The following is a 9391-nucleotide window of genomic DNA, read 5'->3' as shown; positions in this document are numbered from 1 at the left end:
CCCAAACCTCGAAAAACACGAAAGGCACGAAAGGCACGAACCAATACCTCCTAAAACGTTGTTAGTGTTCTGATGGAACTATGGCTAGGGCATTACAATGTCCTAATCTTGGAATTTGGAATTGCTGGGAGTACGCTGCACCTCCGTATTTGTTTATCCACCAAGGTCTAATTTGTTTAATCAGCCGATCCCAGTTTTTTCGGCGAACGTCTGTGCCTGCTCTACCCATTGCTTTATAGATCTGCAAGGGGTCATCTTTGCATCTGTCTAATAATGGACCACCAATATTTGCTTCCTGCAAAAAACTGATAATACTATTGGCGAGCAAATACTGAAGCTGATTGTACTGGCTGTCTAGAACAGGCTCGACCAATGACTCTAGAATACGGCTATAGATATGGAATAAGATAGATTCAGAATTGTTAGGCTGACGGATAAACAGTAAACGATTTGTTTTAAGTGTCTCTTGAGCCAGTCTCATCATTAGATGTGTTTTCCCTGCCCCAGGTTCACCCATGACAACAACACCGTTACTTTGGGAATTGGAGTCATTTTTAATATCAAACAACGCCGACTTTAATGCTCTAAACTCGTCTTCATAGACATCTTTTAAGTCGGGATGTTCTTGAAAAGGTGTATCGACTCGGTTGCTACTAAACGGGTTGGGCTGATCGTTGAGGCGACTGCGTAAAGTAGCATTCAGCATAATTTCTCAATATATGTATTTTCATACTATTCAAATTATTATGCCTGGTTTTACTCTGCTGATAAAACTTCTTCAACTCCTGTAAAAAGGCTGAAATCTATCAATGCTTAACGGTAACCTTTTAATAAGACGACGGCGTTACTAGAGCAGTCAGATGCATAAAGATGCAATTGACACCGTAAGTGCTAATCGCAAAAATCTGCGTTTCATCTGCAAACTTACATCTCAACAGCTGGCCCAGGATGTGAGTAATGCCTAAGCCTATCGTTATTGTCAACACATCACGGCTGCTTTGCTTACATCAGGTCGATCAGCAGTGAAAAATATAAAGTCACTTTTATCTAACATGAAAAGTTCTATGGCCTGAACTAAATCTCTCCGATTCAGAGAGTCCCTGACCGGATTACAGGGAACTGAATCGGAATTTAGTCATGGCCAAAAAGCTTGATGAATATGAACTTGACGTAAACTTAGCAAACCACTGGAAGAAAATAATTCTTCCTTTTTTAGGCATCGTCGCCCTCCTCAACAGTAGCTGTGACTCAACAGCTCAGGCCAATTCCTCAACAACGTTTGCCCAACACGAGTCTCTACCCTCCGCCCCTACAGAGCTGCCACTGCCTGAGGCTCCAACATCACCAGGTCTGGAACTAACCCCCAGTGAACTGCAGGAATTTGACAGCGTTATGCTTGACTTAGACCCTGAGCAACAACTAGTAACAAACATCACCCAGTGGAAACTCTCCACTACCGTAAATGTAACCACTGGCCCAGGATTTAAAACACTTAGCCAAGAACGGCAAAACGAGATTGTCACTGGCATGCGTGATGGCCTCAGCCAAATCTGTTCGTGCAGCCCCTACCTAAAATTTAATACCGAAGATAGCCAGCCACTAGACGACATCAACCAATACATACAGTGGCAATAGCAAGGCCAATAACTTAGCCCCTACCCTCCACTGTCTCATGGGCAGGTATCACCAAAAAAAATTGTTTAGGACTAGAGAATTCTCCCAATAGACTCCATAAGTGACCTAGAAGCATCGGCAGAGCTATCCAGGGCGTATGCTGCCGAAGTCTGTATCGTCAGCATACATAGTAGGACCCGAAGCTTTCGGACATTAATTTCTAGCCTTGAACTAGAATAGCTACATCCTCACTGACCCATTCCATGCAAATTACCCTAGACCTGCCTGACGAACTCGTCGCTAGCCTTAGCCCTGACAATCTCCCCACCGTCATCCAGCTAGGTTTACGGGAATTCAATGCTACAGCCCAGCCTGGTTTCTCAGGACTAGCCGATATCCTAGAACTCCTTGCCAGTTTGCCCAGCCCAGCCGAAATTCTTGCCCTAAAGCCATCTGAGGCATTACAAAACCAGATCGATAGCCTACTTGATAAAAATCGTAACGTTGGTCTTACCCCAGCTGAAGAACAACTTTGGCAGCACTACGAATACATCGAACACATTGTTCGTATAGCAAAAGCTAGAGCACTGACTAAATTACAGACTAATGAAGCTCTATGAGTCGCAGCTATATTTCTAGCGATCTCAGACAACAAGTTTATAAACGAGCCAAAGGTGTCTGTGAGTATTGCCAATTGCCCGAAATGGTTGCCCTATCAGTTCATCAGATAGACCACATCATTGCCGAGAAACATGGCGGAGCCACAAAATTAGAGAATTTGGCTTTATCTTGCGTTATTTGCAATCGCAACAAAGGTAGTGACATAGCGTCCGTTGATCCATCAACAGGGAGCATTGTGCCGCTCTATCATCCACGCAAAGATAGGTGGCCAGAACATTTCCGGTATCAAGACGCTCAACTTCTTGGAAAAACGCCAGAAGGCATAGCAACAGTCAGACTCTTAAAAATGAATCAATCTGAGCGCATTGAAGAACGCCGTATTTTAATCAATGCTGACCTTATAAAGATCCCTGAGTAGGGATTATCTGTCACAAGTATCAGGCTGCTGCCGTCTCAAAATCTGTAACTGACTCTACACCTTAAAATACCGAAGCTAGAGTGGACCTATCCCACTTCATAAGGTTCTCACTGAGCACAAGTCCTCTGATGGCCGCTTTAGCTAGTGCGGAGGAGGAAGAGTAGGTTGGTGTTGAGCCTTGCGAAACCCAACATTCCAAATATGTTGCCCCTGGGGATATCGGATTTGTTGGGTTTCGTGCCTCAACGCCAACCTACATTTGGGGTTCCTCAATACGCTTGATCAGGATATCGGATTTGTTGGGTTTCGTGCCTCAACGCCAACCTACGTTTGAGGTTCCTCCACGCGTTTGGTCAGGATGGCCATGACTTCGCCGGGGCGACCGGTGGGTAGGGGCTGACTCCAATCGTTGGGTTCGGCATAGCCGCGATTGTGCAGGTCCTTGATGGTGAACCCGACGGTGGCAAGGGTGCCAAAGATCAGATGGCGCACCTTATCGGGCTGAAATGGTGAGCTGGTCGCGGGGATGGCGGGCAGCACGATGGGGGCAGGCACGTCGCGCAGGGCGGACGGTGCTGCGGTCTGCAGTTGAGTTGTCACTGGCATGGTTCTGGTTTCCTGTTTGAGGTAATAAACGACAAGGAAGCCAGAACTCGCTCCTTAGCTGCCCCGAAATATGCACATCGGGACAGCTAAGGTACCATAACCAAAGCCTCCGACTGGTCAGATCAGCGGGGGTTAGCCGTTGGCTGGGTGCTGCTACACCCGCCAACGGTGCTAAAGATTGAGTTCTGTATGATCACCGCACAAACGCGGCTTGATAAAGAAGCATACGGGCACATTTGTGCTGAGTCAATGGGTATGCAAATTAGCGATACACATTTTTAACCACCGACCACCCCCTGTAGGAGCTTGCCCTGCGATATCAATGGCCTAACTGCGATATCTGACAACCCCAAACAGGCCAGTTAGAATTGGGACAGCTGCCCTCCCTGTATCTATGGCCCTACCCGATAGCCTGTACGTCGCCCGACCTGCTGCCAATAGCTTTTTAGAAAATCTGGACCTCGCATTTAAGTCACCTGTCCAGCAGCCTGCAGTATTCCACACGTGGGGCCTTGGCGGCGTCGGCAAATCCACCCTGCTAGATCGGGCGCAGCTAGCCCATGGAAAACGCTGCACTATTCCTGAACAAGTCACCATTGCTGAGGTGAAATTTGGGGATACGGCCAACACAGGCACCCCCCTGGGCGTGATGAAAGTTCTGCACAGTCAGCTTTCCTCCACGGTGGGCGACCCGCAAAAAGATCCGTTCTATGAGCTAGAGCGACGCTATGCCACCACCCTAGAAACTCTGAAAACGAAAACAGAGGATGGGACCGCACAGGCGAGCGATAAACAAATCGAGATCGTCAAAAAATATAGCCAGCTGGCCTTGCAAGGTGCATCGATCATATTTGCAGCGGGCAATCCGGTGGGGACAGCAATGGCCGTCGCCGCTCCCCACATTGGTGAGCTGGGGGAATTAGGAGCCTCCATCTTGGATGATGCCAAGGGATTGTTAAACCGGCACCAGGCCACCCGCAACGATGACAAGCTTCAGGCCCTGATGCTAAACCCGCTGCTGGAGTTAACCAAAGCATTTGTCAAAAGTTTGCAGGCCAAGGCGGCGGTGCAGCCAGTGCTATTGATGCTAGATTTTTACGAAAAAGTGCCAGTGGAGGTGGACCGTTGGCTCTGTAGCACGCTGCTAGGCAATACAGCTTTACAGCAGTACCCGGTGCGGATTGTCTCAGCGGGGCGTAAGCGGCTGCTGAATAAAGACCATTGGAGCGAACGCCACCAGAACGATAGCGCCGTCTATGAACAGGAGCTAGAACGGTTTGAAGATACCCAGGCCAGGGAATATCTCCAGAAAATTGGCATTACCGACGATGATCGAGTCAAGCGCATTATCACCGCGACGCGGGGACTGCCCTACTATCTCAACTGGGTGCGAGAGGAATATAACAAGGGCCAGGAGCCGGACTTTACTGAAGGGGCACAGGAAATCAAAAAGGTGCTGCTGCGGCAGTTTACGGCCCATGAAACTCAGCTGGTGCAGATTGTTGCTTGCTGTCGGCGGTTTGATGGCGACCTGATTAAACACCTGACCCGCTGCGCAGATTTAGAGATACCGCTGCAGCCAACGGAAACGGCAAAAGGGCGGTTCCGTTGGCTGCTAGATTTGCCCTTTACCCAACGTACTGAAACCGAACATCGCTTTGATGACGTAGCGCGGGATGTGTTACGACAGGTGTTTTACGAAGAGAGTCAGCAACAGTTTCGCTCGACTCACCAAGCGTTGGCAGACCACTACGTTGCCCTAGCAGATGAGGGATTTTGGGAAGACGCCCATATCTCTGAGCAATATGACAGTGAAGATTGGCGCAGCTACCAGGCTGAGGCCCTATATCATCAACTATTTGCTAACCCAAAACAGGCTGAGCTGCAGTTGATCACTCGGGCATTGGAAGGAGTTTATTTCTCGGCTGAGGAAATTGTTCAACGCCCTTTACAAGCTATTTCGGCAGAGTATCAAGAAGACATTCAGCCTTTGATCAAGCTAGGTCTTCAAAAAGCTCTAAACCATATCAAAAAGATTGTCGATCAAGGATGGCAACTCAGATATTCCGATCATTTAGAGGGTTTGTTGACTTCTTGTTATGTAGGGGAAGAGTTTTCGCTTTGTATGGGTAAAGATGTAAGTCGATCTCTAGCTTTTTGTTGGAAGCACGCAGAAAGGCTGACGGGATTAGCTAAATTTGTCGCATATTTTTATCAGGGGAAATATGGACCTGATTATCAGCAATTAGCGTGGTTGCATCGAGCTCGAGCACAGGCAAAGGAAATTGTTACAGCAGACGCACCTGAGTTCAGTAATGATCTTTTGGCACCTAAGTTAGGTCTCACTTTTGGCAAAGCAGGCTGCTATGAAGATTCAGTTGCATGCTTTGATGAAGCGATCAAGTACAAACCAGACTCTTATCAAGCTTGGTACAACCGAAGCATTGCGCTACGTCAACTCAAGCGCTACGAGAATGAGATTGAGGGATATGATACGGCACTTAGATATCAACCTTATAGCTACGCAGCCTGGAATAATCGAGGCATTGCATTGGATAATTTAGAGCGCCATGAAGAAGCCATCATAAGCTACGACGAAGCGCTCAAGCATAAACCTAACTTCTTTATAACCTGGTGTAACAGAGGAACTTCACTGGGTCAATTAGAGCGCTACGAGGAGGCTATCATCAGTTATGACAAAGCCCTCGCTCATAAACCTAACTTCTTCATAGTCTGGTACCTCCGGGGCATGCTGTTGGATAAACTAGAACGCTACAAGGAGGCGATTGCCAGTTATGACCAAGTACTCAAATACGAGCCTAGCTACTACGAAGCCTGGGCAAATCGAGGCTGGGCACTAGATAAATTAGAACGCTATGAGGAAGCAATAACGAGTTATGATGAAGCGCTCAAGCACAAGCCTAGCTACCATGAAGTTTGGTATAATCGAGGCTGGATACTGGATGAATTAGAGCGCTATGAGGAAGCGATCTCCAGTTACGACCAAGCGCTCAAGCATGAACCCTGCTTCCACGAAGCCTGGTATAGTCAAGGTAGTGCATTGGTGAAGTTAAAGCGGTATGAAGAAGCGCTCTCGAGCTATGAGCAAGTGCTCGAGCACAAACCCGACAAACATGAAGCCTGGTATAACAGGGGTATTTTGTTAGGTCACTTAGATCGCTGTGAGGACGCCATTGCTAGTTATGATCAAGCACTCAAGCACAAACCAGACTGTCACTTAACTTGGAACAACCGTGGCAATATGCTGGGTCAATTAGAACGCTATGACGAGGCTATTGCCAGTTATAACAAAGTTCTCGAAATCAAACCTGATAACGAAGAAGCTCATTACAACAAAGCCTGTTACTACACTCTCTTGGGCAACCCCGACGCTGCCCTCGAAAATCTCCAACAAGCTATTATTTTTGTTCCAGAAAAATATCGAGAAATGGCCAAAACCGACACTCATTTTGACAGCCTCCGTAACGACCCACGCTTCTCAGATCTCATAACTCCGTAGAAACACACCTTTAATCCAAGGCAAAAAATACGTAAGCGTCCCCTTCGACTACGCTCAGGGAACGCTTATCAAAATGCAGCAAGTAAAGGGTTAATCAAGACAGTACATAACCCCAAAACTTTCGCATTTCAGACATTTTCTCCATCCTTCGTCCTCAACCTGCCATAAAGACCCGTTTATCTAATATAAAAAGTTCTATGGCATGAACAAAATCCCTCCGAACCAGAGGATCCCTGACTGGACTACAGGGAACTGGATCGGAATTTTGTCATGTCCAAAAAACTTCAAAAACATAAACTAACCATAAACCTAGCAGACCACTGGAAGAAACCATTTTTCCCTCTCCTCGGAATCATTGCCGTGCTCAACAGCAGCTGTGAGCTAACACCTCAAGCCGGTGCCTCAACAACCTTTGCCAACTACGAAACCCTATCCCCCACAGCTCCAGAACTATCATCACCCGGCACCACAGCATCTCAAGATGTAGCACTCACCCCGAGTGAACTGCAAGAATTTGACAGCGTTATGCTTGACCTAGACCCTGACCAACAACTCGTAACAAAAATCACCCAGTGGAAACTCTCCACGACCGTAAATGTAACCACTGGCCCAGGATTTAAAACACTTAGCCAGGAACGGCAAAACGAGATTGTCACTGCCATGCGCGATGGCCTCAGCCAAATCTGTTCGTGCAGCCCGTACTTGAAATTTAATACCGAAAACAGCCAGCCGCTAGACGAAATCAACCAATTCATACAGTGGCAATAACAGGCTTATCGTTCAAAGTAGAGACGGCCATCAGGCCCTGTCTCAAGATTTGAAACCAAACCTTTACCCCAAAATGCTGGCGCTAGAGTGGACCTATCCCACTTCATAAGGTTCTCACCATGCGCTCTATATTGCTGTCTCTGCTTAGCACTCCGCTTCTGCTCAGCTGTGTTATCCAACCACCTGTGCCAGCCCAGCCCGTCCCCAACGCACCTGTGACCGACATATCCCAAAATACGCTACCTGATACTATCCAAGCTCAGGTCCGCACCGACCTTGCCAACCACCTGGGTATCCCTACCGACCAAATCACCCTTCAAAGCCACAGCCGCCAAACCTGGTCCGACGGCTGCCTCGGTCTCGGTGGCCCCGCCGAAAGCTGCCTCGCCGCCCTGACCGAAGGCTGGCAAGTCGAAGTCGTCGATACCGAAACTAACGAAACCTATGTTTATCGCACCAACCTAAGCGGTGATCAAATTCGTCGTGAACCGTAACCCACCGACAAAACCCTCTCATTAGCGGTTTATCATAAGGGAAAGCATCAATCCTGATCGCACCTATGGATGTAATGGAATTTTTCCAGCATAGTGCTGGACAATGGCAGTCTCAACGCACCACCCATCATCTGCCCTTTCGTCGGGCTGAGCTAGGCGGCTCTAGTATTACTGTCGAGCCCCTCGGTAAAGATAACGAAAAAGTTATTGCCATCTGCAATCTGCACGAAATCGAACCGGCTCTGGCTGTGGGCGGTGCCTATGTTGCATGGCATGGCGAAATGGCCTGGGACCGCGATGGTGAAGGTAACCACGAAGGGACTACTGTATTTGCCCTGGTCCCCGATGAGGATAATCCTCGTAAAGGTCGTTTGCTGCGCGAACGGGGCTATGCGGAAATTGTACCGGTGGTGGGCCGCTACGAGATGGACGATGAAGACGGTCTGGTGTTAGAGACTGAATATGACACCATGAGTTCGGTGGAGCGGTTCTGGTTTGTAACACCGGACTTGCGGATGCGCAGCAGCATTGTGAAGCGCTTTGGCGGGTTTAATACGGCGTCATTTTGTGCTGAGACCCGGCTGGTGGATGGAAACCCAGTGGAAGTGTCACCCCTAGACGATAGCGAGGCGGTAGCTGCCTTTGAGCAGACATCGCAGCTGGCTGCGATGGGCTGGTAGAAACCTAGGGACCACGAGTTTATTACCCCTTGTTTGTAGACGAAAGAGACGCTGAATAGGAAGCTGCGTCTACTGTCTCAGAGGTGCTTATCTCGGACGTGTCTGGCTCAGATATTTTTGGCTCAGAGGTGTCTAGCTCAGATATTTCTGGCTTAGACATGTCAGGTTCAGATACCTCGGGTTCAGAGCCGTCTGGCTGAATAGTCTCAGGCTGGACAGTCTCAGGCTGGACAGTCTCTGGGGTCTCAGAATCTTGCGCCTCTGGTGGGTACAGATCTATGTCGGTGGCAGGCATGAGTAAAAGTCGTCGTTTTGCCTTGGCTACGGGTTTCATCAACTGGGTGATGCGTTCTTCTAGCCAAATTAGACCTGCACCGAGGGCTTCGGCCAGGGTGCTGATGAGACGATAAAGGGCAACGCTGGTGAGTAATAGGCCGCTGGAAAGGTAGTTGCCTAGAAGTGCGATCGCAACCGCCTCAAACACCCCCACACCGCCGGGGGCACCTGGCACCACCAGGCCCAACAACCAGGCCACACTAAACGCCCCTAAAATCGGAAAAAACAGGCTGGGCTCAAATGCCTGCAGCGCCACAATCGTCATCATAAAACCCAGACCGCGCAGGAGCACAAACCCCAGCTCTCCCAAAAGCGAGCGCCACGGATAGGCCTG

10 protein-coding genes are annotated in these 9391 nt (G+C 48.7%); 7 read left to right on the top strand and 3 right to left on the bottom strand.

The annotated features are described in order from the left end of the window. Positions 1-61 precede the first annotated feature (61 nt). The gene (locus IQ260_RS21705; RefSeq protein WP_193995179.1) at positions 62-706 is read right to left on the bottom strand and encodes a myosin/kinesin family protein; all 645 of its coding nucleotides are present in this window, start codon (positions 704-706) and stop codon (positions 62-64) included. 431 nt (positions 707-1137) lie between these two features. Between IQ260_RS21705 and IQ260_RS21700 the strand changes: the two genes are divergently transcribed. The 3 genes from IQ260_RS21700 (at position 1138) to IQ260_RS21690 (ending at position 2653) form a co-directional block, all read left to right on the top strand. Further along, entirely contained in the window at positions 1138-1635 is a 498-nt protein-coding gene (locus IQ260_RS21700) for a hypothetical protein (RefSeq protein ID WP_193995178.1), read from the top strand. A gap of 242 nt (positions 1636-1877) precedes the next feature. Beyond that, positions 1878-2234, top strand: a complete 357-nt coding sequence (locus IQ260_RS21695) for a hypothetical protein (RefSeq protein WP_193995177.1) — start codon at positions 1878-1880, stop codon at positions 2232-2234. Then, entirely contained in the window at positions 2231-2653 is a 423-nt protein-coding gene (locus IQ260_RS21690; RefSeq protein ID WP_193995176.1) for an HNH endonuclease, read from the top strand. Before IQ260_RS21695 ends, IQ260_RS21690 begins: the two co-directional genes overlap by 4 nt. A gap of 324 nt (positions 2654-2977) precedes the next feature. Here IQ260_RS21690 and IQ260_RS21685 read toward each other — a convergent pair whose 3' ends face one another. Further along, on the bottom strand, positions 2978-3145 hold the full coding sequence (locus IQ260_RS21685) for a hypothetical protein (RefSeq protein ID WP_228016331.1): 168 nt from the start codon (positions 3143-3145) through the stop codon (positions 2978-2980). Between the two features lie 508 nt (positions 3146-3653). Here IQ260_RS21685 and IQ260_RS21680 point away from each other — a divergent pair. The 4 genes from IQ260_RS21680 (at position 3654) to IQ260_RS21665 (ending at position 8721) form a co-directional block, all read left to right on the top strand. Beyond that, positions 3654-6779, top strand: coding sequence for a tetratricopeptide repeat protein (locus IQ260_RS21680; RefSeq protein WP_193995175.1), 3126 nt, complete (start codon positions 3654-3656; stop codon positions 6777-6779). 270 nt (positions 6780-7049) lie between these two features. Beyond that, positions 7050-7547 carry a hypothetical protein gene (locus IQ260_RS21675; RefSeq protein WP_193995174.1) on the top strand — a complete coding sequence of 166 codons (498 nt, stop codon included), beginning with the start codon at positions 7050-7052 and terminating at the stop codon, positions 7545-7547. A gap of 119 nt (positions 7548-7666) precedes the next feature. Continuing rightward, complete coding sequence (locus tag IQ260_RS21670; protein ID WP_193995173.1) at positions 7667-8041, top strand: hypothetical protein; 375 nt, start codon at positions 7667-7669, stop codon at positions 8039-8041. A gap of 65 nt (positions 8042-8106) precedes the next feature. Then, entirely contained in the window at positions 8107-8721 is a 615-nt protein-coding gene (locus IQ260_RS21665; RefSeq protein ID WP_193995172.1) for a phycobiliprotein lyase, read from the top strand. A 22-nt stretch (positions 8722-8743) separates the two neighbouring features. Here IQ260_RS21665 and IQ260_RS21660 read toward each other — a convergent pair. After that, positions 8744-9391, bottom strand: a 648-nt coding sequence (locus tag IQ260_RS21660) for a lysylphosphatidylglycerol synthase transmembrane domain-containing protein (protein ID WP_193995171.1), incomplete at its 5' end; no start/stop codon positions are given.

It is taken from the genome of Leptolyngbya cf. ectocarpi LEGE 11479, from assembly GCF_015207065.1.
GTDB classification, from domain to species: domain Bacteria; phylum Cyanobacteriota; class Cyanobacteriia; order Phormidesmidales; family Phormidesmidaceae; genus Leptothoe; species Leptothoe ectocarpi.
The sequence above is the reverse complement of the archived record's forward strand: the minus strand, read 5'-3'. Positions and strand labels throughout refer to the sequence as shown.